Below are 24341 nucleotides of genomic sequence, written 5' to 3'. Positions count from 1 at the left end.
TGCGCGGGCCTACGCGGCCGGAATGCTCTCGCGATCACCAGACGCAAACCCAGACTTCCGGGCCACGCTACCGGCCCGTTGCGACGGCCTGGGATCGGTAAGGATCAGCCAGTGCGGCTTCAGGCCGGCTGACGGGAACGTCTGATGAGGTCATCTTCTCGAGGCGCTTGGCACCTGACGTGGCGAGGATCTGCCGGAACGAGGGATGCATCCCGCCGTCCACGTAGCTTCTCGCCGCCTCGGCGGACGGCGAGTTGAGGGCTGCCTCGTCCCTGAGGGAGATCGCAGCCAGGCGATCAGCCGTTTCGGCCTCGGCCCCGAAAGCCGGGCACCGGCCTAGCGGATCAAGCTCCCCATCGGGCGGCGCATTGAAGACATACCGGCGGCCGCAGGCGCGCACGACGGGAGGCTGCCGCAGTATGTCGAACCTGTCGGATCCTTCCTTGAGGTTCCGCCAGAACGGCATGTTCGGATCGGCACGATGGCGGCTGAGGTTCTGGGGCGTCATGCGGAACGGGAGAGCCTGGACCTGGAAACCGTCCTGTCCGGCCGCCAGTGCGTCCCTGACCACGGCGTAGACTTCCTCAACTCCGTGATCGGTCATGGCGTAACAGCCTGACGAGCTGCAGGCGCCGTGCACCATGAGTGCCGTTCCCTTCCAGCCAAGCGCGCTTTCGAGCCTGTTGGGGAAGCCCAGATCGAACGAGAGGTTGAACTTCGAGCGCGGGTTCAGCATCGCGCTTGTGACGGTGTAGAAGCCCTCGGGCGCCTGACGGTCGCCTTCGGCCATTTTCGGACCGAGCTTTCCTGACCAGCGGCACAGCGGATAGGTCTTGAGCAGCGCGAACTTGCCTGTGCGGTCCCGCTTCCAGAGCTCCAGCTCGCTTTCCTGCTTGTGAATGCGGATGAAGATCGGATCTGCGGGCGTCATGCCGCGAGCCTTCATCTCGGCGACGAGGCGTGGCGGTATGGGATCGAGTCCCCGCACGTCGAGATTTCGGGAGGCGCAGCCGGAAAGGGCGATCAGAAGGAAAGCCAGTCCGCACAACTGACGAAGCATGTCGATGATCCAGTCACACTGCGTCGGGCGACGCAGCGGCGTATGTGCCGCCCAATTGCGGCCAAACGCGGTTCATCGAACATGGAGTTGGAAACAGCCCACCGTCGGGAACCGCCGGCCCGATCCCTGAAATCTCAGGGCTTCCGAGCGTCGCGAACGATGAATTCAGCACGTGCCGACCGGCATCGGGAAAAGTGGTGGAGCCAAGCGGAATCGAACCGCTGACCTCTTCAATGCCATTGAAGCGCTCTACCAACTGAGCTATGGCCCCAAACTTTTTGCAGCACCGGCTGCTGGTAAAGCCGGTGGATCGTTCCCGGAATCAATCGCGCCGGGAACGGGTGCTCTAGAACCACAGATTCGTGGCTACCTCAAGTCTCTTCATCGCCGACGATGTCGGGATCGATCAGATCGGACACATCCGAGCCCTCGTCCTCGTCTTCCTCGAGGAAGGTGTCGGCCTCGTCGTCATCATCCGGGATTTCGTCCTCGATCTCGAGGTCTTCGTCCGCGGCGGGAGCCTTCTTGCCGGCAGCGTTCTCGTCCTGATCGGCGTCTTCCAGGCTGATCAGTTCGACATCGCCGGCCTCCGGATCCAGCAGCTCCTCGCCCTCGTCAGGACGGCTGTCGACGGGTTCGGCACGGGCTGCGGCACGCGACAGCGCCGCCGAGCCGGCGAGCGCCGCGACCGGAACCACCATGCCGGTATAGGGCGAGATGATCGGGTTCTTGTTCAGGTCGTAGAACTTGCGGCCGGTCACAGGACAGACGCGCTTGGTTCCGAGTTCGGGTTTTGCCACGAAAAAGGTCCGCTCATTTCAGGAGTGGGGCGCTGCATGCAGTGCCGTGTCTTGCAAGTCAAGTAGAGGCAGCGGGCTGTGGCGGCAAGAGCATGTGCATGTTAGAGCGGGCGCCCCGTCTTTGCAGCACCCGGCCGCCATGTCTCACAGCCATCCTCCCGCGCCTCTCGCCGCCCGCCGTTCCGGCCCGCTGATGGGGCGCGTTCGCGTTCCCGGCGACAAGTCGATCTCGCACCGCGCCATGATCTTCGGCCTCCTGTCGACGGGCCGGACCACCGTGGAAGGCTTGCTGGAAGGCGATGACGTGCTGGCCACGGCCACGGCCTGCCGCGCGCTGGGCGCGACCATCGAACGGACGGGCGAGGGGCGCTGGACCGTGGACGGCGTCGGGGTGGGGGCGCTGCTTCCTCCGTCCGAACCGCTCGATTTCGGCAATGCCGGCACCGGCTCCCGTCTCATGATGGGCGTGGTCGCGGGCCATGGCATCACCGCCGTGTTCGACGGCGATGCCAGCCTGCGCAAGCGCCCGATGCGCCGTGTGCTGGATCCGCTGGTGGAAATGGGCGCGGATGTGATGGACGCAGCCGAGGGTGGCCGCCTGCCGCTGACCCTGCGGGGCACCGCCGATCCGATCCCGGTCTCCTACGAGACGCCGGTCCCCTCCGCGCAGGTGAAGTCCGCCGTGCTGCTGGCGGCGTTGAATTCTCCCGGACGCACCACGGTCATCGAGCGCGAGGCGACGCGCGACCACACCGAGAAGATGCTGCGCCATTTCGGGGCCGATGTGACGGTAACGCAGGAAGGCGAGCATGGCCGCCGCATCGTGCTGGAAGGCCGTCCCGACCTAAAGGGCACCCATGTCAGCGTTCCGGCCGACCCATCCTCGGCAGCGTTCCCGCTGGTCGCTGCGCTGATCGTGCCCGGTTCGGACGTGGTCATCGAGAGCATGATGGACAATCCGCTCCGCACCGGCCTGCTGACGACGCTCCTCGAGATGGGCGCCGACATCGAGGTGCTGGACCGCCGCTCCGAGGGCGGCGAAGACGTGGTGGACCTGCGTGTCCGCGCCGGCCGCCTCAAGGGCGTGGACGTGCCGCCGGAGCGCGCGCCCGCCATGATCGACGAATACCCGGTCCTCGCGGTGGCGGCGGCCTTCGCCGAGGGCGCCACCCGCATGCGCGGCCTTTCCGAACTGCGCGTGAAGGAAAGCGACCGCCTGGCCGCTGTCGCGGACGGCCTTGCGCTGTGCGGCGTCACGGCCCGCATCGAGGGCGACGATCTGATCGTGGACGGCGGAGCGGTGCAGGGCGGTGGACCTGTCGCCACCCATCTCGACCATCGCATCGCCATGAGCTTCCTTGTCATGGGGTTGGCCTCGGAAACCCCCGTCACCGTGGACGACGGCACGATGATCGCGACAAGCTTCCCAGCCTTTTCCGGTCTTATGGAAGGGCTCGGCGCGAAGATCGGACCTGCGGCATGATTGTCGCGATCGACGGACCCGCGGCGTCGGGCAAGGGCACGCTCGGCAAAAGGCTGGCGGCCCATCTTCGGCTGGCCCATCTCGACACGGGCCTGCTCTACCGGGCGGTCGCGCACCGGCTGCTGGCGGCCGGCGGCACGCTTGACGATGAAGCCGTCGCGGCTGAAGCGGCGCGCAACCTCGACATCCGCACCCTTGATCCCGAAGCCCTGCGCGGACCCGGAATGGGGGAGGGCGCCTCCGTGATCGCCGCGCTTCCGGCGGTGCGCGCGGCCCTCGTCGAATTGCAGCGCGATTTCGCCAACCAGCCCGGCGGCGCCGTGCTGGACGGGCGCGACATCGGCACCGTCATCTGCCCCGATGCCCACGTGAAGGTGTTCGTCACCGCTTCTGCGGAGGAGCGGGCACGCCGCCGCCACGGCGAGTTCCTGGGCAGGGGCGAGAGCGTCACCTACGAGGAGGTTCTCGCGGACATCCGTGCACGCGATGCACGCGACACCGCACGCGCCACCGCGCCGCTGCGCCCGGCAGAGGACGCGTGCTTGCTCGATACCACGGAACTCGATATAGAGGCGGCGTTTCGGGCTGCTCTCGCCATTGTCGAGGCTGCCGGGCAGAGGCTTGCCTCTCGCGGCTGATACCAGCCGGAACACCACGAACACGCGTCCTGTCCGCCGCCCGAGCGCCGGCCCGTTGTCCAGAGCGACAGCGGCCAAGTTCGGCGGACGGGGCTTTTGCCACACGAACCGCCGGTGCTGAAGGATATCCTCACCACATGAATGCTACCACCACGTCCGCCAATCCGAGCCGCGACGATTTCGCAGCTCTCCTTGAGGCCAGCTTCCACGATCACGACGTTGCCGAAGGCTCCGTGATCAAGGGCATCGTCACCGCCATCGAAAAGGATGTTGCGGTCATCGATGTTGGCCTGAAGACGGAAGGCCGCGTTGCGCTGCGCGAATTCGGCGGCCATGGCCGCGAGCACGGCCTGAACGTCGGCGACGAAGTCGAGGTCTACCTTGAGCGTGTCGAGAACGCGCTCGGCGAAGCCGTTCTGAGCCGCGACAAGGCCCGCCGTGAAGAGAGCTGGGTCAAGCTCGAAGTTGCCTTCAACGACGGCACCAAGGTCGAAGGCGTCATCTTCAACCAGGTCAAGGGCGGCTACACCGTCGATCTCGACGGCGCCGTTGCCTTCCTGCCGCGCAGCCAGGTCGATATCCGCCCGGTGCGCGACGTCGGCCCGCTCATGGGCATCCCGCAGCCGTTCCAGATCCTCAAGATGGACCGCCGCCGCGGCAACATCGTCGTGTCGCGCCGTACGGTTCTCGAAGAGACCCGCGCCGAGCAGCGTCAGGAACTGGTGCAGAACCTTGAAGAAGGTCAGGTCATCGACGGCGTCGTCAAGAACATCACCGATTACGGTGCGTTCGTGGACCTCGGCGGCATCGACGGCCTGCTGCATGTCACCGACATCGCATGGCGTCGCGTGAACCACCCGACCGAGGTGCTGACCATCGGCCAGCAGGTCAAGGTCAAGATCATCAAGATCAACCACGAGACCCACCGCATCTCGCTCGGCATGAAGCAGTTGCTCGCCGATCCGTGGGAGGGCATCGAGGCCAAGTACCCGGTCGAGGCCAAGTTCTCGGGCCGCGTCACCAACATCACCGACTACGGCGCCTTCGTGGAGCTGGAGCCGGGCATCGAAGGCCTGATCCACGTCTCCGAGATGTCGTGGACCAAGAAGAACGTGCACCCCGGCAAGATCGTCTCCTCCTCGCAGGAAGTCGAAGTGCAGGTTCTCGAGGTCGACGCCTCCAAGCGCCGCATCTCGCTGGGCCTCAAGCAGACCCTGCAGAACCCGTGGGAAGCTTTCGCCGAGAACTTCAAGCCGGGCGCCGAGGTTGAGGGCGAGGTCAAGAACAAGACCGAGTTCGGTCTGTTCCTGGGTCTCGACGGCGATGTCGACGGCATGGTCCACCTGTCGGATCTCGACTGGAACCGTCCGGGCGAAGTTGCCATCGAGGACTACAAGAAGGGCGACATGGTTCGCGCCGTCGTTCTCGACGTCGATGTCGAGAAGGAGCGCATCTCGCTCGGCGTGAAGCAGGTCGGCGGCAATCCGTTCGACGAGGCACGCAGCGGCGAGGTTCGTAAGAACGCCATCGTCACCTGCGAAGTGACGGCTGTGAACGAGGGCGGCCTCGATGTGAAGATCATCGACACCGACCTGACGGCCTTCATCCGCCGCGGCGATCTGGCCCGCGACCGCCAGGACCAGCGTCCGGAGCGTTTCACGGTTGGCCAGCATCTCGATGCGCGCGTCACTCAGTTCGACCGCAAGGCCTCCAAGGTGGCCCTGTCGATCAAGGCCCTGGAAATGGCGCAGGAGAAGGAAGCCATCGCGCAGTACGGCTCGTCCGACTCCGGTGCTTCGCTCGGCGACATCCTGGGCGCGGCTCTGAAGCAGCGTTCGGGCAACGAGCAGGACGAAGACTGAGCGGATACGTCAGTCCTTCCACTGACGTGAATGCAGAGGCCCGTCCGGATATATCCGGGCGGGCTTTTTGCGATTAGAAGACCGGGAAGATCCGGAGAGTGACATGGCCTTCGATGCGGACGGACTTGTGGAACGCAGGCGGCTTCGCCGCCGTCTCGGCTTCTGGCGTGTAGCGGCCATCGCCTTCGCGGCCATCGCTCTTGTGGCGGGCGGGTTGAAGCTCAGCGGCTTCACGCCCGGCAAGGCCACCAGCCATGTGGCCCGCGTGCAGCTGTCGGGCGTCATCCTCGGAAGCGACGAGCGGCACAAGATGCTGCAGGAACTGGCGAAGAGCGGCGCGTCCGCCGTGCTGCTTGAGATCGACAGCCCCGGCGGCGGCGTCACGGCATCGGAAGAGCTCTACCACGACATCCGCAAGATCGCGGAGAAACGCCCCGTCGTTGCGGTCCTCGGCTCGCTTGCGGCATCCGGCGGCTATGTCGCGGCCATCGCGGCCGACCACATCGTTTCCCGGCAGACATCCCTGACCGGCTCCATCGGCGTTCTCGTGCAGTACCCGGAGGTCTCCGGACTGCTCGGCAATCTCGGCGTCGACGTGAAGGAGGTGAAGAGCGCACCCCTCAAGGCCGCGCCCAGCATGTTCAAGCCCACCTCGCCGGATGCGGAAGCCGCCCTGCAGGCGCTGGTGATGGACAGCTTCGACTGGTTCCGGAACCTAGTCGCCGAACGGCGCGCACTCGAGGGCGAGCGCCTGACCCGGGTGGTGGACGGACGCGCCTTCACGGGACGCCAGGCCCTGGAACTCGGCCTTGTTGACGAGATCGGCGGGGAAGAGGAGGCGCGGGCCTGGCTCGAACGCGAGCGCGGCATTTCGACATCCCTGCCGGTGCGGGACTGGACGCCGGAGAAGTCGGGACTGGCTGGCTTTGGCATCGCTGGCGATGCTGCCGCCTTCGCAGCGGATCTGCTGGGCTTTCCCTCCCTCGCCCAGAGCATTCGGCTGGCCGCTTCGACCCGGCTGGAAGCTGGCGCGCTTGACGGTGTCCTGGCGATCTGGCACCCTTCGCAGTTGAAGTAAAAAGAATATAAGATGCAGGGACTTAGGGGGAGCGCGGGTGATCAAGTCTGAGCTTGTCGGGCGGGTGGCCGCAGCCAATCCGCATCTGTACCAACGGGATGTGGAAAACGTCGTCAACGCGATCCTCGACACCATCTCCGATGCCCTCCAGCGCGGCGACCGGGTGGAGCTTCGCGGGTTCGGCGCCTTCTCGGTAAAAAGCCGTCCGGCGCGCACCGGCCGAAACCCAAGGACGGGCGCGCACGTTTCGGTTTCCGAGAAAGCCGTTCCCTTCTTCAAGAGCGGCAAGGAAATGCGCGCGCGGCTGAACCGCGCCGGCATCGATTAGGAACGTCGCGGACATGCGCAACCTGCTGACCCTCATACTGGTGCTGCCCGTCGCGGCGCTCCTCATCCTGCTGGCACTGGCCAACCGCGCCCCGGTGACCCTGTCGCTCGACCCGTTCTCGCCCGAGGTTTCGGCCTATTCCATCCAGCTGCCGCTGTTCGTGGTGATCGTGGCGGCCATCGCGCTCGGCCTCATCATCGGCAGCCTGGCCGACTGGATCAGCCAGGGCCGCTACCGTCGCGAGGCGCGGGACCGGAAATACGAGGTTCGGCGGCTTGAGGAAGAGGCGGCGCGGCTCCGCGCACAGGTGCCGGTCTCCACGCTTCCCGTGCCATACGGCGATCAGGCACGCTGAAGCAGTGGAGTGCGGCGTGCTGGCGGGTTGCAATCCGCCGCGTGTGGACCAATTGATCCACCATGGCCACCGAGATCAAGATCTGCGGCATCCGGACAGCGGATGCGCTTGACGCCGCCCTTGCGGCGGGCGCGGATCACGTCGGCTTCGTCTTCTTTCCGCCCAGCCCGCGCGCCGTCTCCGTAGAGGAAGCGGCCCAGCTTGCGGACATCGCACGGGGCCGGGCACGCGTCGTGGCCTTGGTCGTCGATCCCTCGCACGATCTTCTCGCAGAGATCATAAGGGAGGTCCGCCCGGACGTGGTGCAGTTCCATGGCCGCGAGACCCCTGAGCAGATCCGCGAGTTCCGCTTGCCCCGGGGCGTGGAGGTCTGGAAGGCGCTGCCGGTTTCCGACGCGTCCGATCTCGAAATGCTCGCCGACTATGCGCCGCTGGCGGAGCGCATCCTGTTCGACGCCAAGCCACCGAAGGACGCCACGCGCCCGGGCGGCCATGGCAGGTCATTCGACTGGACGCTGCTGCGCGGTCTTGACCCGAGCGGCGGCTTCATGCTTTCCGGAGGGCTCAATGCGGACAATGTTCCGGATGCGCTCAAGGTGAGCGGCTTGCGCGCCGTCGACGTGTCGTCCGGCGTGGAAACCGCGCCCGGCGAGAAGAGCCCCGATCTTATCCGCGCCTTCATCCAGGCCGTGCGCGGCGCCGATGCCCGGCAGGAGAAACAGTCGTCGTGAACGTGCAGCCGAATTCCTTCCGCACCGGCCCGGACGAGACCGGGCGCTTCGGCATCTATGGCGGCCGCTTCGTGGCCGAGACCCTGATGCCGCTGATCCTGCAGCTCGAGCAAGCCTATGAGGATGCGCGCAACGACCCGAGCTTCCAAAAGGAGATGGACGGCTACCTGACGCACTATGTGGGCCGTCCCAGCCCGCTCTATTTCGCGGAGCGGCTGACGGAGCATTTCGGCGGCGCCAAGATCTACCTGAAGCGCGAGGAGCTGAATCACACCGGCTCCCACAAGGTGAACAATGTGCTGGGGCAGATCATGCTCGCGCGGCGCATGGGCAAGCAGCGCATCATCGCGGAGACCGGCGCCGGACAGCACGGCGTCGCCACCGCCACCCTGTGCGCGCGTTTCGGCCTGAAATGCGTGGTTTATATGGGCGCGGTCGACGTGGCCCGTCAGGCGCCGAACGTGTTCCGCATGAAGATGCTGGGCGCCGAGGTCATCCCCGTTCACTCCGGCTCCAAGACCCTGAAGGACGCGCTCAACGAGGCGCTGCGCGACTGGGTCGCCAACGTCCACGACACCTTCTACTGCATCGGCACGGTGGCGGGCCCGCACCCCTATCCGGCCATGGTGCGCGACTTCCAGTCGATCATCGGCCACGAGACGCGCCAGCAGATGGAGGAGATGGAAGGCCGCCTGCCGGACAGCCTGCTCGCCTGCGTGGGCGGCGGCTCCAACGCCATGGGCCTGTTCCATCCCTTCCTCGACGATCCCTCGGTGGAGATCTACGGCGTGGAAGCGGCCGGTCACGGCCTCAGCGGACTGCACGCGGCCTCCATCGCCGGCGGCAAGCCCGGCATCCTGCACGGCAACCGCACCTATCTGCTGATGAACGATGACGGCCAGATCGAGGAAGGCCATTCCATCTCGGCCGGTCTCGATTATCCCGGCATCGGGCCCGAGCATTCCTGGCTGCACGATGTGGGCCGGGTCCAGTACCTGTCCTGCACCGATGAGGAGGCGCTGGAAGCTTTCGGCCTGTGCTCGCGGCTGGAAGGCATCATTCCCGCCCTCGAGTCCGCGCATGCTCTGGCCAAGGTGGCCGACCTCGCGCCCAATAAGTCGAAGGACCATCTGATGGTCGTCAACCTCTCCGGGCGGGGCGACAAGGACGTGCCGCAGGTGGCCGAGATCCTGGGAACCAGCCTGTGAGCCAGACCCGCATCGACCGCCGCTTCGCGGCCTGCCGCAGCGAGGGCCGCGCGGCCCTCGTCACCTTCGTCATGGCCGGCGATCCCGATCCGGCGACATCGCTCGCCATCCTGAAGGCTCTTCCGGAAGCCGGGGCGGATGTCATCGAGCTCGGTATGCCCTTCACGGATCCGATGGCCGACGGTGCGCCCATCCAGGCTGCCGGCCTCCGGGCGCTCGCCGCCGGGCAGGACCTCGCCAAGACGATCGACCTGGTGCGGGCCTTCCGCGCCGGCGATCCGGACACCCCCGTCGTGCTGATGGGCTACTACAACCCCATCTATGTCCACGGCGTCGACCGGTTCCTGTCTGAAGCGCTTGCGGCCGGTGTCGATGGCCTCATCGTCGTGGACCTGCCGCCGGAGGAAGACCCGGAGCTCTGCCTGCCGGCGCTCGCAGCCGGTCTCAACTTCATCCGGCTGGCAACGCCCACCACGGACGAGGCCCGGCTTCCCGTCGTGCTGCGCAACACGTCCGGCTTCGTCTACTACGTCTCCGTCACCGGCATTACCGGCGGGGCTGCGCCCGATTTCAACGCGGTTGGCCGCGCCGTGTCGCGCATCAAGAGCCACACCGACCTGCCGGTTGCGGTCGGCTTCGGCGTCAAGACCGCCGCCCATGCGGAAGCGGTCGCCCGCAATGCCGATGGCGTCGTGGTCGGCTCGGCATTGGTCGATACGGTGCGCACCAGCCTGGTTGATGGACGCGCCACGGAAAAGACAGTCTCCGCCGTTACCGACATCGTGCGTTCGCTATCGGCTGGCATCAGAGCGGCCCGCGCCGCCGCCGCCGAATAGCGTCTAGGGAGCGCCCGCAATGAACTGGATCACCAATGTCGTCCGCCCGCGCATAAAGGGCTTCCTGGGCCGCCGCGAGGTGCCCGAGAACCTCTGGATCAAGTGCCCGGACAGCGGCCAGCTCGTCTTCCACAAGGACGTGGAGGCCAATCTCTGGGTCATTCCCGGCTCCGAATACCACATGCGCATGAAGGCCGATCAGCGGCTGAAGAGCGTGTTCGACGACGGCGAGTGGGAGGAGATCCACTTCCGCGACGTGGCCGTGGACCCGCTGAAGTTCCGCGACGAGAAGCGTTACGTCGACCGCCTGAAGGATGCCCGCGCCAAGACGTCCATGCAGGACGCGGTGCGTGTCGGCGCCGGTGAGCTGGAAGGCCTGCAGGTCGTCGTGGCCGTCCAGGACTTCGACTTCATGGGCGGCTCTCTCGGCATGGCTGCCGGCGAAGCCCTCATCGCGGGCCTCGAGGAAGCCGTGCGCCGTGAGGCGCCCTTCATCCTGTTTGCGGCCTCCGGCGGCGCGCGCATGCAGGAGGGCATCCTGTCCCTGATGCAGATGCCGCGCGTCACCGTGGGCGTGCAGATGCTGCGCGAGGCGCGGCTGCCCTACATCGTGGTGCTGACCAACCCCACCACCGGCGGCGTCACGGCGTCCTACGCCATGCTTGGCGATTTCCACATCGCGGAGCCCGGCGCCCTCATCGGTTTCGCCGGTCCGCGCGTCATCGAGCAGACCATCCGCGAAAAGCTGCCGGAAGGCTTCCAGCGCGCCGAGTACCTCAAGGAGCACGGCATGGTGGACATGGTGGTGCACCGCCATCACCTCCGCAGCACCCTCAGCCGCCTGTGCCGCATCCTCACCAAGTCCCCGGCGGTGGCGATGGCGGAGCCCATCATCACCCCGCTCGACGTGCAGCCGGTGGAAGCCGCGGCCGCCGAGTGATCGACGGGCGTCTGGACTGATGGGCACCGAGAGCAGCGCCATCCTCGACCGGTTGGTGGCGTTGCATCCGCGCCGCATCGACCTGTCCCTCGGACGCATGACCGATCTTCTGGAGCGCCTGGGCCATCCAGAGCGGCAGGTGCCTCCGGTCATCCATGTCGCGGGCACGAACGGCAAGGGCTCCACGGTCGCGTTCCTGCGCGCCATGCTGGAAGCAGCCGGAAAGCGCGTCCACGTCTACACCTCGCCGCATCTCGTGCGGTTTCACGAGCGGATCCGCCTTGCGGGCACGCTCGTGGAGGAGGAGACGCTCGTCTCCGCGCTGGAAGAGGTGGAGCGCATCAATGACGGCGCCGCCATCACGCAGTTCGAGATCACCACCGCTGCGGCGTTCCTGCTGTTCGCCCGTGTGCCGGCGGATGTGCTGCTGCTTGAAGTCGGTCTCGGTGGCAGGCTCGACGCGACGAATGTCATCGACAAGCCCCTGGCCTCGGTGATCACCTCTATCTCGATTGACCATACCGGCTTCCTCGGCGACACCGTGGAGCAGATCGCCATCGAGAAGGCCGGCGTGATGAAGCGCGGCGTGCCTGCCGTCATCTCGGCGCAGGGCGACGCGGTCCGCGACGTCCTCGAGGTCTGCGCCGCCCGCGTGCGCGCACCGTTGCTGATCTCGGGGCAGGACTGGCAGGCGCGGGAAGAGCGGGGGCGCTTCGTCTTCGAAGACGAGAATGGGCTGCTCGATCTGCCGCTGCCGCGTCTCGCCGGTCGTCACCAGCATGAAAATGCCGGCGCGGCCATCGCGACCCTCCGCGCGCTGCCGGATCTCGGCATCTCCGCGTCCGACATCGAGACAGGACTGCAGACCGTGCAATGGCCCGCGCGCCTTCAGCGCCTCACCACCGGCACGCTCCTGGACCTGCTGCCGGAAGGATCTGAGCTCTGGCTGGACGGGGGCCACAATCCCGATGGCGGCCGCGTCGTCGCATCCACCATGGCGGAACTGGAAGAACGTGTCGCACGTCCCCTGGTCCTGATAGCCGGCATGCTGAACACCAAGGATTCGGAAGGCTTCTTCGAGCCTTTCAGCGGCTTGGCTTCGACTGTGCTGGCGGTACCGATCGCCGGCAGCGAGAACAGCCTGCCGGCGGAAGAGGTGGCAGCTTCGGCCGATTACGCCGGATTGCCGGCACTGCCCTATGCCAGCCTCGAAGAGGCGCTGCGGGCGGTCGAGTTGGAAGACGACAACTTGCCGCCTCGCGTGCTCATCACGGGATCACTGTACCTTGCGGGCGAGGTGCTGGCCGCAAACGGCACGCCGCCGGAATGAAAGAAGCCCCCGTGAGGGGGCTTTTTCCTGCGAGTTCCGGGCGATCAGATCGCGCCTTCGATCCACTGCGACAGCTTCGACTTCGGTGCGGCGCCGACATGGTTCGAAACCTGCTGGCCGTCCTTGAACATCAGCAGAGTCGGGATCGAGCGAACGCCGAACTGTGCGGCGGTTGCCGGGTTTTCGTCGATGTTCAGCTTCACCACCTTCACCTTGCCGGCGAGTTCGGTGGAAATCTCTTCCAGCGCCGGGCCGATCATGCGGCACGGGCCACACCATTCCGCCCAGAAGTCGACGACGACGGGGGTGTCGGACTTCAGCACGTCATCGGCGAAGCTGGAATCGGTGATCTTCACGGTGGCCATGATTGCATATACCTCGAATCAGAGTGGCCGGGCGCGGCCGGCGGCGTTGACGGGAACGTAGGAACCCTTCCCGAAAGCGTCAAGGAAGGGGCGGCAGGGCCAGGATGCGGGCCAGCATTGCATTCAACTGGGCCTCGCCAACCACGGCCAGTTCTCCGGTGCTGGTCCAGAGCACGGCGCATTCCACCCGGCGCCCGGTGAACAGCTCGCGCAGTACCGCGCCGTAGAGGGCCAACTGCGCCACGTAGTGATCGGGCACGCGTGCGGGCACCGCGCGCTCGCTCTTGAAATCGACCAGCAGGACGCGATCCTCTTCCACCAGCAGGCGGTCCACCCGCCCGGCGACGAGCAAGGACGTGCCATCCGCCCGCGAGAGCTCGCCCGTCAGCGGCACCTCGGCGCGGGCGGACGGTCCGAGCAGCGCGGCCAGATGGGGCTGCAAGGTGATGTCCACCGCCTCGCGGGCGATGTCGGCCTGCTCGACAGCCGACAGACCGGGAGCCCTGCGAGCAAGATAGCGCGCAGCCGCCGTTCCGCGCGTCTCCGGCGGGAGGCGCGGCAATTCCTCCAGCAGACGGTGCAGGAGGCGCCCGCGTTCCATGCCGCCGGCTTCGCCCGGAGTGGACGGCACATGCGGCAGCGCGCGGGAGGGAGCCAGCCGCACGGCCGCCGGGGCCTCAGCCCGCGCAGGCGCACGCAGCCAGACGGGCAGGTCCGGGGAGAGGGGCACGGCGGGCGCACTTGCCTCCGCCTGCACCGCGTCTCCCGTGCTGTAGACGACCATTTCGCCGCCGAATGCCCCCACGTGATGCCGGGTGCCGAAAGGCTGGTCCAGCGCACCGGCCACCAGCCCGTACCAGGAGCCGTCCCGCTTGGTGCGTTGCCCCACATGGCCGGCAATGACCAGGCGATCCTCCGCACGTGTCAGGGCCACATAGAGGAGGCGGCGGTGCTCTCCTTCGTCCTCGGCGGTTTCGGCCAGCCGGGCAGCCGTCAGCGGCGGCGGATCGTCGTCCTTCTTGGGCGACCACAGCAGGAGCTCGGCCTCGCCTTCGCGGCGGCCGGGTTCGTCCACGCCGTAGATGACGGGGGCCTTGCTGCCCTGCCGGGGACAGCCGAAATCCGCGAGCACCACCAGTCGGGCCTCGAGCCCCTTGGCGCCGTGCACCGTCATCACGCGCACTTCCGAGCCACCGGTCTCGAGGTCGCGCTTGATCTCGGCGGGTGCTGCCCGCATCCAGGCCGCGAAGCCGAACAGGCTCGGCGTCTCGCTCTCTCCATAGGTAATGGCGAGGCGCAGGAACTCGTCCAGCACGTCATCCACTTCCGCGCCCAGCCGCGAGCGGAACGCGCGCCGTCCGCCGCCATGGCTCAGCACGCCTGCGTAGAAATCGAACGGGCGCTGCCGCGCCGCCGTCGCGGCCCAGCGCGACAAGGTCCGGTCCGCTTCCACGAACGCCGCTTCTGGCGAGTTCCGCAGGGCCGACCGAAGACCACCCGCGCGCTTCGGCGCGAGGCGCATCAGATCGTCGTCGTCGAAGCCGAAGAGCGGGCTCTTCAGCACGCCGGCCAGCGCAAGATCGTCCGCCGGCTGCACCAGCACATCGGCCAGCGCCAGAAGGTCCAGCACCGCAATGTGGCCGCCGAGAACCAGCCGGTCCGCGCCCGCCACGCGCACATCGGCGTTCTTCAGCTCGCGCAAGACCGCTTCGAAGAGCGGCCCGCGATTGCGCACCAATATCAGGATTTCGCCTTCCGGCACGGCGGGGCAGGGGCCCAGCACATCCTCGCCGCGGGTCCATCCTTTCACGGCCCCGGCGATGCGCCCCGCAAGCTGCACCACCGGACTCCTCTCCGCCACCGCATCGAGCGGTGCGTTCCAGGGCTTTTCCTCGTCGCCCTTGTCGGCCGGCTCGATCAGCGGCCAGACCTCCACGCGGCCGGGCGCCCCGGTGCGCGCCGTGTCATGCGCCGTGCCCACGGCCTCCGAGGACAGGCCGGCATGGGCCTCAGGCGCGGCAAAGGTCTGGTCGACGGCCTCAAGCACGGCGGAAGCAGACCGGAAGCTCTGCGTGAGAGGCAGGGGATGGAAGACCAGCCCGGCCTCCACGTGCATCTGCGTGTAGGTGCGCCGCCAGCGGTCGAACTCGGCCGGCGCCGCGCCCTGGAAGCTGAAGATGGACTGCTTCTCGTCGCCCACCGCGAAGACTGTGCGGCTCTGGGTGCGCGCACCTTCGCCCGCGGTGAACTCCGCGGCCAGCCCGGCGATGATCTCCCATTGCTCGGGCGAGGTGTCCTGCGCCTCGTCCACGAGGATGTGATCGATGCCCTGGTCCAGCTTGAAGTGCACCCAGGCAGCGCCCGTGTCGCGGATCAGCGCGCGCGTCGCGGTGATGAGGTCCGTGAAGTCCAGTGCCCCACGCCGCGCCTTCTCAACGGCGTAGCGCGACCACACGGCATCGGCGATGGTGAGCAGCGCCATGCTGCGCTCGCCAGTGGCGGCGGCGCGGCGGCGCGTGATCAGTGCCGCGAGCCGCTCGCGTTCCTCCAGCAGGAACTCGTAGAGGTCCGGCCGCGCATCGCGCAGCTTCTTGGTCACGAACTGCTTGTCGGAGCGGGGCTCCAGCTTCTTGGTCAGGCACAGGCTCAGATAGGCGGTCCGCCGCCCGTGAGGGGATGCCGCAGCGCGCGCCTCCTCGATGCAGTCGGCAAGCTTGTGGTCGTTCGCCGTGCCGCTGCGCAGCCAGCCGAGGAGGTCGGGCCAGCGGGCGACGGCCGCCTGCTCGTCCACGATCTCGGCATTGATGCTCTCCACCGTCTCCCCGGGCATGAGACCAAGCGCGGCCGCGATGCGGTTCGCCGTGCGGGCAGAGGTGTCGGCGCCATCCTGACGCATCAGTGCGGCCACCTGCTCGCCCCGGCGCAGCATCTCGCCGAGCGCCCTGTCGATGGTACCGTCGCCGGCTTCCGTGAGAAGCGCGCCCAGCGCACCGGCCACGGCATTGCTGCTGCCGTCGGCGGCAAGGGCCAGGACCTCCGCGCGGGCGGCGGCCACAAGCTCCTCACGCTGGCGGTCGTCCAGCACTGTGAAGGACGCCGGCACCCGCGCCTCGAACGGGAAGCCGTGCAGCACGCGCTCGCAGAAGGCGTGGATGGTCAGCACCTTCAGCCCGCCCGGCGTTTCCAGCGCCCGTGCGAACAGCCGCCGCGCGCGCGCGCGCAGCACCGCGTTCGCAGGCCCGGCGCCCAGGCCGTCCAGCGCCTTGTCCAGTTCCGCATCCGGCAGCGTCGCCCAGGCCGAAAGCCTGCTGAACACGCGGTTCGACATGTTCGCCGCCGCGGCCTTGGTGAAGGTCAGGCACAGGATGCGCGACGGCTCGACACCGGACAGCAGCAGCCGGATGACGCGGTTGGACAGGACGGTGGTCTTGCCGGAGCCGGCATTGGCCGACACCCAGGCCGAGGCCGTCGGGTCGGCGGCAAGGAGCTGGCGTTCCTTGGTGATCTCGCTGGCGAAGAGCGGCTTCATGCCTCCGAACCCTCGTCGCTCTCGGGCGCGATGGACCATTCCGCGTAGCGGGCCAGATGGTCGTAGGTGCCCTGGATGCCGCGCATGAACTTTGGATAGGTGTGGGAGCGGTAGGGCTGCTCCTCCCGCTCGAAATCCTCCATCAGCGCTTTCAGCTTGGCCAGCGCCTCATCCGCGAGTTCCGCGGGCGTGCGGGTGTCGGTGTCCACCCGATGGGCGTCGCCGGGCTGCGCGCCTCCGGTGAGGCGGACATACAGGTAGTCCTCCACCTCACCTGACAGGCCGTCCTCGAAGGCGCCATGCCGCAGGATGGCGCCCTCCAGCAGCAGCTGCGGCGAGAAGCCGGCGCAGACCTCGCGGTCGCCCGGCCGCGCGCCCGTCTTGTAGTCGAGGATCGCAAAGCTTCCCGAGGCCAGCTGGTCGAGCCGGTCCGCACGCCCCGACAGCGTGAACTCGCCGCGCGTGCCCAGTGGCCAGGACAGGCGACCCCGCTTCTCGGTGAAGGGAGCCGCGATGCCCGGCCGGCGCGTGCGCTCCCATTCCACGAACCAGCGCGCGATGCGCTGGAACCGCGGCCACCACAGGGCGCGGATGTCGGGAAAGGCCCAGAACGGCTCGAAGGCCTCGCGGCCAATGGCGCAAAGCTGCTCCGCCGCATCCGGCGCGAACACATCGCGTTCCTCGATGAAGCGCGACAGCGCCCCGTGGATGATGGTGCCACGGTCGGAGGCCTGCGGCAGCACGCCCACCGGTTCCAGCGGCTGCAGCCGCAGCACGTGGCGCGCATAGATCGCGTACGGATCGCGGATCAGAGTCTCGACCTCGGTGACCGAGAGCCGCAGCGGGCGCAGGTCGAGCGGCGGGCGGGGCGCAGGCGCGCCGGCGCGTTTCACCGGTGCATCGTCCAGCGCCCGTGCAAGTGAGAGGTAGCGGTGGCCGCGCTCCTGCACCGGCTTCCACGTCTCTCCGGACACCGCCGCCAGCCGCTGCACCCAACGTGAGGCGACACTCGGCGCGCCGCCGCTCTTCAGGGCCCGCGTCAGGAGCACGTCGGGCCCGCCGAGCGCCATCTCGAAGTCGTGGGCCGCGAGGCCGATGCGCCATTCCGGCGGGGGCAGGCCCAGAGCCGCGCGCATGGGGCGGGAGAGGAAGGGGTCGTTCACCGTCTGCGGCGGCCACACCGTCTCCACCAGTCCGCCCAGCACCAGCCGGTCGAAGCCGAGCAAGCGGGCTTCCAGCGTGCCGAGGATGCGCAGGCGCGGATGTCCCGGCGTCACGGGCCGGGCGGCGCGGCCCTGAAGCATGGCGCGGAACACGGCGGGGTAGTCGGCCAGCCCAACGGTGAACTGCACGGCCTCCGCGCCATCGGCCTCATCGAAGAACGCCGCGAGCGTCGCCCAGTCCGGGTTGTCCTTCTCCCCGCCCAACGCCGCTTCGATGGCGCTGCGGTGCGCAACCAGCAGATCGTGGAGCGGCGCCTCGCGCCCTCCGCGTCCCAGTGCGCAGAGCGGTTCAAGGGCGCGGTGCAGGCACTCGATCAGGCGCGAGGCCGCGTCCCAGTCTTCCTCGGCCAAGGCGTTGCGGGCTGGGTGCGCGAAGCTCTGCTGCTCGCGCGCCTCACCGCGTGCCAGCGCAATGGCGTGGCCCAGCCCCGCCGCGCCGGGAGGCGGAGTCGGGCCCCGCAGCGCGCCGAACTCAAGAGCCGTCGCACCGCGCCGCCGCCCGGCGGGGTCCAGCCCGAAGCCGGCCTCGGGATGGCCCAGCAAAGCCAGCACATCGGCCGGAGCGAGGTCGTCGCGCGCGGCATCCGCCAGAAGCCGGGCGAGGATGCCGATCCGGCTTTCGGCGAGCGGAAGCCCAGCGCTGTCCTCGACCTCAACGTTCCAGCGTCGCAGTTCGGCCGCGACGCGTCGGGCAAGCGTCCGATCCGGCGTGACCAGCGCAACCGTGTGCTCAGGATGCTCCAGCGTTTCGCGCAGGGCGACCGCGATGGCCAGCGCCTCCTCGCGCTCGTTCGCGGCTTCGACCAGCGTCAGCCCGGCCAGGGCCTCATCCGCCTGCCGGGGCGCATCGCTGGCCCAGGTCTCGGTGCGCTCGGACGGCAGAAGCGCGCGCGAGACAAGGCTGCGCCGCGCATCGCGGGCCACGTCCGGGCGCGACAAATGGCCGATCTCGCCGCGTTGCAGATCGAGCCTCTCGAGAAGCCGGTAGAAGGCGTTCTGCGGATGCGTCCATGCCGCAGCCGATGCGGGGCGGTCGCCGGTGCGCCCGCCGATCTCGCGCCATGTGTCGTCGTCGGCATCGGTGTCGAGGCCCTGCAGCACCACTGCGCCGCGCGGCAGACGCGACACCGCCGCCATCAGGTCCGCCGTGGCGGGAATGGAGCCGGTGGAGCCGGCGACCACCACCGGACATTCCGGCCGCTCCGCGCGGATGCTCTCGGCCATGGCGCGGAGATGGAGGTTGCGGCGCTCGGCGGCTCCGATCAGGCCGGTCTCGGAGAGGTAGGCCGGCCAGTGCTGGGACGCGATCTTCAGGAAATCCCGCGTCAGGTCCCAGATGCGGTCATGCTCGGAGGGGACGAGGCCGACCAGCATGCCCCAATCGACGTTCTCCGTCTCGAAGCTGTCGATCAGGCGGCCGAGTTCGGTCGCCAGAGCCACGGCGCTGCCCGGGCTTGTGGGGATGAGGTCGGCCTCTTCGGCGCCCGGGGAAAGGTTGGCGGCGACATGCCCGGCCCAGGCCCTGACGAGACGCGCGAGGAACAGGCGGCGGGCGGTTTCGCCGACCGAAGGCGGCAACTCGGCCGGTTCCTGGCCGTCCTCCCCGAACGGGTCGTCCTCATCCGCGAACTCGCCCAGCGCGATGATGCGGGGCAGCAGCGCGAAACCGCCCAGCCGCCGCGTGAAGATGGCCTCGAGCTCGCGCGCGGCGCGCCGTGTGGGCAGGTAGATGCGGGCATCCATCAGGCCCAGTGGATCGTTCCGCAACGGTGGCCCGGCAACGAGGCCGCCGTCCAGCAGGTACTCGGCCAGCACGTCCAGAAACGGCACGCCCGACGGAACGGTCAGGACATTGGATCGGCTGCGTTCAGGCGGCGCTTGTCGCATAGCATGTCTCGGCCTCGGCAATGGCCTCGGGCGTGCCGACATGCATCCACAAGCCTTCCAGGCGCAAGCCGAACAGACGGCCGTCCCCAATGGCTGTGTTGAACAGGCGGTTCAGGGAGAACGCGCCCTCCGGCGCGTCCCTGAACAGGCGGGGGTGAAGCACGGCCGCGCCCGCATAGACAAAGGGCGCGACGCCGCGCTCGGGACGGCGCGCGAGGCGCCCCTCCGGGTCCAGCAGGAAGTCGCCGCGCCCGTCATAGCCGACGCTGGTGGTTGAGGCCGCAAGCAGCAGCAGGCCGTCCATGCGGTCCCCGTCAAACGCCTGTGCAAGGCCGCGCAGGTTCGGGCGCATGCCCTCGATCCAGATCGTGTCGGCGTTCATGACGAAGAACGGCAGCTCTCCCAGATGTGGCAGCGCCTTGCGGATGCCGCCGCCGGAGTCGAGCAGACCGTCCCGCTCGTCAGAGAGAATGATGCGGGGATGCTTGCGGCCCGCAAGATGTGCTTCCAGCACGTCCGCATGGTGGTGGAGGTTCACCACCACCGTCTCGGCGCCCGCGTCCTCCAGCCGGTCGAGCACATGGTCGATCAGCGGCTGCCCGCAGACCGGCACCATCGGCTTCGGCATGGTCAGGGTCAGGGGCTTCATGCGCGTGCCGAGGCCCGCCGCCAGCACCATGGCAGAACGTATCGAGGTCATAGGGGAGGCGCAGCCTCGAGGGAGCCGAGGGCATCCACATACCAGCCGCGCAGCTCTTCAAGGGACGGATGCGCGAGGTTGCGGCGGAGATAGCCAAGCATGCGCGGCAGGTGCCGCAGGTAGCCGCGCTTGCCGTCGCGGACCGCGAGCCGGACGAAGATGCCGAGGATCTTGGTCGCACGTTGCGCGCCGAGCGTCGCATAGGCGCGGGCGAAGTCGTTGGGATCGAACACCTGCGGCGCCTTCTTGCGTGCGCCGACATAGCGGGAGAGGAGCTGCATCTCCAGCGCCTCGGGAACATCCACGCGGGCGTCCTGAAGCAGCGAGACCAGATCATAGGCCGGGTGGCCCATCACCGCGTCCTGAAAGTCGAGCAGGCCGATACGACGGATACCCTCGCGCTCCGGCAGCCACATCAGGTTCGGTGAGTGGTAATCGCGCAGCACCCAGGTCGCCTGGCTGCCCTGCACGGCGTCGAGGGTGTCGCGCCAAAGCTGGAGGAAACGGGCGCGATCTGCTGCCCCGAGCGGCGCACCCGCGGCCGGGATGTACCAATCGGCCAGCAGTTCCGTTTCGATCAGCAGCGCATCGAGGTCGTAATCGGGAATGGTGTAGGAGCCGTCGCCATAGGGGATCTGGCTGGAGCGTTCTCTGCCGTGGAGCTCTACCAGCACATCGGCCGCCACGGTCAGTCGCTCGGCCGTGTGCGCGCCGCCGACCAGCACGGTCTCGCCGCCGAAATCCTCCGTCAGCAGCAGCCCTGCAGGCGCGTCGGCCGAAAGCACCTGTGGCGCAGAGAAGCCGGCCTCGCGCAGCGCCCCCGCCACGGCGATGAACGGCACCACGTCCTCGGCAAGATGCGCGAGCCGGCTATATGGCTTGCCATCCCGGATGGCGGGACCGTCCGGGCGCGCAGGAGCGTCCATCAGGATGGCGCTCGATGTACCCGTCACCAGGCGTTCATAACGCCGGGAAGACGCGTCGCCCTGCAGATACAGGCGCTGCGCGGTGCCCCATCCGGCCTCGTCGAGGAAGGCCGCCACCTGCAAGCCGCGTTCGATGCGCTTCATCCAGTCGTCGGACGCCCCGATCTCGACGCGGCGTGAGTCCGACGGCCGCTCCGGATCGATGGAGAAGGTCAGCCGCAGGGCGCCGCTGGCGAGATCGCTGCCGGCACGCTCCGGCCATTCCACGAGAGCGATGACGCCGCCACCAACCTCGTCCCAGCCGATCTCCAGCAACTCCTCGGGATCGGCGACGCGGTAAAGGTCCGCGTGGAGAACGGTGCCCCGAGGCGTGTCATAGGTCTGGATCAGGCTGAAGGTGGGGCTCGGCACGTCGAGCTCCGGATCTCCCGCGATGCGCCGGATGACCTGCCGGGCAAAGGTCGTCTTTCCCGATCCCAGATCGCCGGCCAGTGCCACGACGTCGCCGGGCTTCAGGAGCGGAGCCAGGGCTGCGGCCAGGCGGGTGGTGGCGGCCTCATCCGGCAGTGCGAGAGCCGTGGCTGTGTCCGAGGTGCTTGCCATGGTCACTCGGCCGCGAGACGTGCCGCGCCGGCATCGAGCGGCAAGGTGCAGGTGATGCGGGTGCCCTGGCCCTGCGATGGGTCGATCCAGACCTTGCCGCCATGCAGTTCCACGAACGAACGCACGATGGACAGGCCGAGCCCGACTCCCCGGTGACGCGAACCCTCGGTGTGGCTTTCGAAGCGGTCGAACACCTTCTCGATGACCTCGGCCGGAATGCCCGGACCATTGTCGCTGACCGTGAAGGTCATGCAGTCATTGTTGCGGCCCACCACAAGGCTGACCTTACCGCCTTCCGGGCTGAAGCCGATGGCATTGGACAGCAGGTTGAACAGCACCTGCCGCACGCGGTTCTCGTCGGCCACGAAGCTGCCCGCGCCGGCCGGAATGGAGATCTCCAGCGTCAGCCCGGCACCGGCGAGGCGTCCGCGCACGCCTTCCACGGCGGACTGCACGGCGGAGCGCACATCTACGCGGCTGAGCTCCAGCTCCATAGCCCCGGCATCGATGGTGGCGAGGTCCAGGATGTCGTTGATGATGGTGTAGAGCGAGGCGGAGCTTTCGAGGATGTGCCCGGCATATTCGCGCTGCCGCGTGGTCAGCGGCCCGGTCGATGGGTCGGCCAGCAGTTCGGTGAAGCCGATGATGTTGGTCAGCGGCGAGCGCAGCTCATAGGAGACGTGCTTCACGAAGGCGTTCTTCAGCCGGTCGGCCGCTTCCAGCGCCTCGTTGCGGTCCTTCAGCGCGCGCTCCATGGCCACGCCGGCGCTGACATCGGAGAAGGTGACGATGGTCGCTCCGTCCGGCATCGGCACGCTGGCGATGTCGATGCTGGCGCCGTCCGCCCGCTCGATGCGCCCTGACACTGGCAGGCGGCTTTCCTGCATCGCGGTGACGGCGGTGGTCAGCATCTCCCATGGCTCGGGCGGCTGGTGCAGCACGCGGCACAGCGAGAAGATGCGCCGCGCGTGCGGCGAGGCGGAAAGCTCGGTCGCCGGCAGCTTCCACATCTGCGCGAACACCGGATTGTACAGCCGCAGCCGCCCGTCCGAGCCGAACACCGCCACGCCGTCGCGCAGATTGTCGAGCGTCTCGCGCTGCACGCGGATCATGGCGTTGTAGCGGGATTCGAGGTCGATGCGCTCCGACACGTCGTCGAACAGATAAGTCACGCCGCCTTCCGGGTTCGGCGTCTGCACCACGCGCATGGTGCGGCTGTCCGGCAGGTGCCACCAATGCTCGCGCGGCTCCACGGAGCGGTAGGCCTCCTGCAGCTGCGCCTTCCATTCGCGGTAGTTCGAGGGCTCCGGCAGGGCCTCCTCCGCGCGCAGGCGGTCCAGGATGGCGCTGTCGGTCGGCTCCTGCTGCAGGAACATGGAATCCAACCGCCACAGCTGGCGGAAGGCGTGGTTATGGAAGGCCAGCCGCCCGTCCGAGCGGAAGATGGCGACGCCCGTGGTCAGCTCGTCCAGGGTCTTGCGGTGCGAGGCCACGCGACGCGACAGGTCCGTGCGCATGTCCTCCAGATCGGTGACGTCGACGGCGAGCCCCGCGCGCCCCGAGCCCTGCCGGATCTCGTGGATGTCGAAGACGTGCCGCTCCCCGGCGGCGATGGCCGGCGTCTTGTAGCGGAACACGCCACCGCCGGTTGCCGCGGCGGCACCCGCCTTTTCGCGGACGGTGGTGTCGAACAGCTCCATGCCAGCGGCCACGGCGGCGTCGGCGTCCACCGCCTCGACTGACCGCACATAGGCCGCGTTCACCCAGGACAGCTTGCCCTCGGCATCGCGCATCCAGGCCGGTTGCGGCACGCCGTCGAGCAGCGCCTTCAGCCCGGCCAGCTGGGCCTGTGTTGCATGCTGGCGGGCTTCCAGCTCCGCGATGGTCAGGCGCTCGCCCTCGAGGCTGCGGATGCGCACCACGGCGCGCCCGCCCACGGCACGGCCGTCAAGCGCCACATAGCCGCCGCGGCGCGTCGGCACGCTGGTGTCGAAGCCCTCGCCGCGCTCCCGGAGCGTATCCACCAACTGTTCCACGCGGGCGGCCTCCTCCGGCCCGAGCCAGGCGCCGAAGCCCAGCGCGCGCCGGCCCCCGGGCACGCCCGTGGTGGTCGGCAGCGCGCCTGTGACTTCCAGCTCCTCGCCATGGCCAAAGGTGGCGATGATCTGCGGCTCGGCGGAGAGCAGCGCTTCCGAGCGGTCGAGCCGGGACTGCAACTGGGCGATGGTGCCCCGCAGTTCCGCCTCGCGTTCCGTGGCACGGATCCGTGCGCGTGCGAACACATAGGTCGTGGCGGTGGTGACGAGGACGAGGCCGAGCGACACGGCCAACTGGCCAAGCTCGGAATGCGTGGAGCCGAAGGGCAGGGGCGCGGCGTCAGCCGTGGCCGGCCACAGAATGGCGGCAGCCAGCGGCGTCAGCACCCCCCGGCGATCCCTTCTGGACCGGTCCTGCATTGC

General features: G+C 68.3%; 19 protein-coding genes and 1 tRNA gene. 11 read left to right on the top strand and 9 right to left on the bottom strand.

Going from position 1 to position 24341, the window contains the following annotated elements; all coding sequences use genetic code 11:
- Positions 1 to 67: 67 nt before the first annotated feature.
- From SCD90_RS01015 to SCD90_RS01005, 3 genes are all read right to left on the bottom strand, one after another.
- A complete protein-coding gene (locus SCD90_RS01015; RefSeq protein ID WP_319842754.1) occupies positions 68 to 1060 on the bottom strand; it encodes a murein L,D-transpeptidase family protein in 993 nt (330 codons plus the stop codon).
- A gap of 195 nt (positions 1061 to 1255) precedes the next feature.
- Positions 1256 to 1331, bottom strand: a tRNA-Ala gene (locus tag SCD90_RS01010).
- 100 nt (positions 1332 to 1431) lie between these two features.
- Positions 1432 to 1860: a TIGR02300 family protein gene (locus SCD90_RS01005; RefSeq protein ID WP_319842753.1), complete on the bottom strand. Its 429-nt coding sequence runs from the start codon at positions 1858 to 1860 to the stop codon at positions 1432 to 1434.
- 139 nt (positions 1861 to 1999) lie between these two features.
- Here SCD90_RS01005 and aroA point away from each other — a divergent pair, with 139 nt between their 5' ends.
- The 11 genes from aroA (at position 2000) to SCD90_RS00950 (ending at position 12649) form a co-directional block, all read left to right on the top strand.
- Positions 2000 to 3343: a 3-phosphoshikimate 1-carboxyvinyltransferase gene (gene aroA, locus SCD90_RS01000; protein ID WP_319842752.1), complete on the top strand. Its 1344-nt coding sequence runs from the start codon at positions 2000 to 2002 to the stop codon at positions 3341 to 3343.
- Positions 3340 to 3981 carry a (d)CMP kinase gene (cmk, locus tag SCD90_RS00995; protein WP_319842751.1) on the top strand — a complete coding sequence of 214 codons (642 nt, stop codon included), beginning with the start codon at positions 3340 to 3342 and terminating at the stop codon, positions 3979 to 3981. The genes aroA and cmk overlap by 4 nt, the downstream gene beginning before the upstream one ends.
- Positions 3982 to 4118: 137 nt before the next feature.
- The gene (gene rpsA, locus SCD90_RS00990) at positions 4119 to 5843 is read left to right on the top strand and encodes a 30S ribosomal protein S1 (protein WP_319842750.1); all 1725 of its coding nucleotides are present in this window, start codon (positions 4119 to 4121) and stop codon (positions 5841 to 5843) included.
- A 103-nt stretch (positions 5844 to 5946) separates the two neighbouring features.
- The gene (gene sppA, locus SCD90_RS00985; RefSeq protein ID WP_319842749.1) at positions 5947 to 6921 is read left to right on the top strand and encodes a signal peptide peptidase SppA; all 975 of its coding nucleotides are present in this window, start codon (positions 5947 to 5949) and stop codon (positions 6919 to 6921) included.
- A 37-nt stretch (positions 6922 to 6958) separates the two neighbouring features.
- Entirely contained in the window at positions 6959 to 7249 is a 291-nt protein-coding gene (locus SCD90_RS00980) for an integration host factor subunit beta (RefSeq protein ID WP_319842748.1), read from the top strand.
- Positions 7250 to 7262: 13 nt separating this feature from the next.
- Positions 7263 to 7604, top strand: a complete 342-nt coding sequence (locus SCD90_RS00975) for a LapA family protein (RefSeq protein WP_319842747.1) — start codon at positions 7263 to 7265, stop codon at positions 7602 to 7604.
- Positions 7605 to 7666: 62 nt separating this feature from the next.
- Positions 7667 to 8335 carry a phosphoribosylanthranilate isomerase gene (locus SCD90_RS00970; RefSeq protein ID WP_319842746.1) on the top strand — a complete coding sequence of 223 codons (669 nt, stop codon included), beginning with the start codon at positions 7667 to 7669 and terminating at the stop codon, positions 8333 to 8335.
- Complete coding sequence (gene trpB / locus SCD90_RS00965) at positions 8332 to 9543, top strand: tryptophan synthase subunit beta (RefSeq protein ID WP_319842745.1); 1212 nt, start codon at positions 8332 to 8334, stop codon at positions 9541 to 9543. The genes SCD90_RS00970 and trpB overlap by 4 nt, the downstream gene beginning before the upstream one ends.
- Positions 9540 to 10379 (top strand): tryptophan synthase subunit alpha, encoded by an 840-nt coding sequence (gene trpA, locus SCD90_RS00960; RefSeq protein ID WP_319842744.1) that lies wholly within the window; start codon positions 9540 to 9542, stop codon positions 10377 to 10379. Before trpB ends, trpA begins: the two co-directional genes overlap by 4 nt.
- A 19-nt stretch (positions 10380 to 10398) precedes the next feature.
- A complete protein-coding gene (gene accD, locus SCD90_RS00955; protein ID WP_319842743.1) occupies positions 10399 to 11319 on the top strand; it encodes an acetyl-CoA carboxylase, carboxyltransferase subunit beta in 921 nt (306 codons plus the stop codon).
- Positions 11320 to 11338: 19 nt separating this feature from the next.
- On the top strand, positions 11339 to 12649 hold the full coding sequence (locus tag SCD90_RS00950; protein WP_319842742.1) for a bifunctional folylpolyglutamate synthase/dihydrofolate synthase: 1311 nt from the start codon (positions 11339 to 11341) through the stop codon (positions 12647 to 12649).
- Between the two features lie 44 nt (positions 12650 to 12693).
- Here the strand turns inward: SCD90_RS00950 and trxA are convergent, their stop codons facing one another.
- The 6 genes from trxA to SCD90_RS00920 form a co-directional block, all read right to left on the bottom strand.
- Positions 12694 to 13014: a thioredoxin gene (gene trxA, locus SCD90_RS00945; RefSeq protein ID WP_319842741.1), complete on the bottom strand. Its 321-nt coding sequence runs from the start codon at positions 13012 to 13014 to the stop codon at positions 12694 to 12696.
- A 79-nt stretch (positions 13015 to 13093) separates the two neighbouring features.
- Positions 13094 to 16543, bottom strand: coding sequence for a double-strand break repair helicase AddA (addA, locus tag SCD90_RS00940; protein ID WP_319842740.1), 3450 nt, complete (start codon positions 16541 to 16543; stop codon positions 13094 to 13096).
- The gene (gene addB, locus SCD90_RS00935; protein WP_319842739.1) at positions 16540 to 19653 is read right to left on the bottom strand and encodes a double-strand break repair protein AddB; all 3114 of its coding nucleotides are present in this window, start codon (positions 19651 to 19653) and stop codon (positions 16540 to 16542) included. The genes addA and addB overlap by 4 nt, the downstream gene beginning before the upstream one ends.
- Positions 19634 to 20353 carry a nucleotidyltransferase family protein gene (locus SCD90_RS00930; protein ID WP_319842738.1) on the bottom strand — a complete coding sequence of 240 codons (720 nt, stop codon included), beginning with the start codon at positions 20351 to 20353 and terminating at the stop codon, positions 19634 to 19636. The genes addB and SCD90_RS00930 overlap by 20 nt, the downstream gene beginning before the upstream one ends.
- Positions 20350 to 21882 (bottom strand): tRNA (adenosine(37)-N6)-threonylcarbamoyltransferase complex ATPase subunit type 1 TsaE, encoded by a 1533-nt coding sequence (gene tsaE / locus SCD90_RS00925; protein WP_319842737.1) that lies wholly within the window; start codon positions 21880 to 21882, stop codon positions 20350 to 20352. Before tsaE ends, SCD90_RS00930 begins: the two co-directional genes overlap by 4 nt.
- A 2-nt stretch (positions 21883 to 21884) precedes the next feature.
- On the bottom strand, positions 21885 to 24305 hold the full coding sequence (locus SCD90_RS00920; protein WP_319842736.1) for a sensor histidine kinase: 2421 nt from the start codon (positions 24303 to 24305) through the stop codon (positions 21885 to 21887).
- Positions 24306 to 24341 lie beyond the last annotated feature (36 nt).

Origin of the sequence: Terrihabitans rhizophilus (assembly GCF_033898525.1) — a bacterium.
GTDB lineage: Bacteria > Pseudomonadota > Alphaproteobacteria > Rhizobiales > Methylopilaceae > Flaviflagellibacter > Flaviflagellibacter rhizophilus.
The sequence above is the reverse complement of the archived record's forward strand: the minus strand, read 5'-3'. Positions and strand labels throughout refer to the sequence as shown.

Excerpts from the sequence above, each read along its gene's own strand:
- sppA (WP_319842749.1), top strand. The coding sequence starts at position 5,947 with ATGGCCTTCGATGCGGACGGACTTGTGGAACGCAGGCGGCTTCGCCGC.
- rpsA (WP_319842750.1), top strand. The coding sequence starts at position 4,119 with ATGAATGCTACCACCACGTCCGCCAATCCGAGCCGCGACGATTTCGCA.
- addB (WP_319842739.1), bottom strand. The coding sequence starts at position 19,653 with ATGCGACAAGCGCCGCCTGAACGCAGCCGATCCAATGTCCTGACCGTT.
- SCD90_RS00950 (WP_319842742.1), top strand. The coding sequence starts at position 11,339 with ATGGGCACCGAGAGCAGCGCCATCCTCGACCGGTTGGTGGCGTTGCAT.
- aroA (WP_319842752.1), top strand. The coding sequence starts at position 2,000 with ATGTCTCACAGCCATCCTCCCGCGCCTCTCGCCGCCCGCCGTTCCGGC.
- accD (WP_319842743.1), top strand. The coding sequence starts at position 10,399 with ATGAACTGGATCACCAATGTCGTCCGCCCGCGCATAAAGGGCTTCCTG.
- SCD90_RS00930 (WP_319842738.1), bottom strand. The coding sequence starts at position 20,353 with ATGACCTCGATACGTTCTGCCATGGTGCTGGCGGCGGGCCTCGGCACG.
- trxA (WP_319842741.1), bottom strand. The coding sequence starts at position 13,014 with ATGGCCACCGTGAAGATCACCGATTCCAGCTTCGCCGATGACGTGCTG.
- tsaE (WP_319842737.1), bottom strand. The coding sequence starts at position 21,882 with ATGGCAAGCACCTCGGACACAGCCACGGCTCTCGCACTGCCGGATGAG.
- addA (WP_319842740.1), bottom strand. The coding sequence starts at position 16,543 with ATGAAGCCGCTCTTCGCCAGCGAGATCACCAAGGAACGCCAGCTCCTT.
- SCD90_RS01015 (WP_319842754.1), bottom strand. The coding sequence starts at position 1,060 with ATGCTTCGTCAGTTGTGCGGACTGGCTTTCCTTCTGATCGCCCTTTCC.
- cmk (WP_319842751.1), top strand. The coding sequence starts at position 3,340 with ATGATTGTCGCGATCGACGGACCCGCGGCGTCGGGCAAGGGCACGCTC.
- SCD90_RS00975 (WP_319842747.1), top strand. The coding sequence starts at position 7,263 with ATGCGCAACCTGCTGACCCTCATACTGGTGCTGCCCGTCGCGGCGCTC.
- SCD90_RS00970 (WP_319842746.1), top strand. The coding sequence starts at position 7,667 with ATGGCCACCGAGATCAAGATCTGCGGCATCCGGACAGCGGATGCGCTT.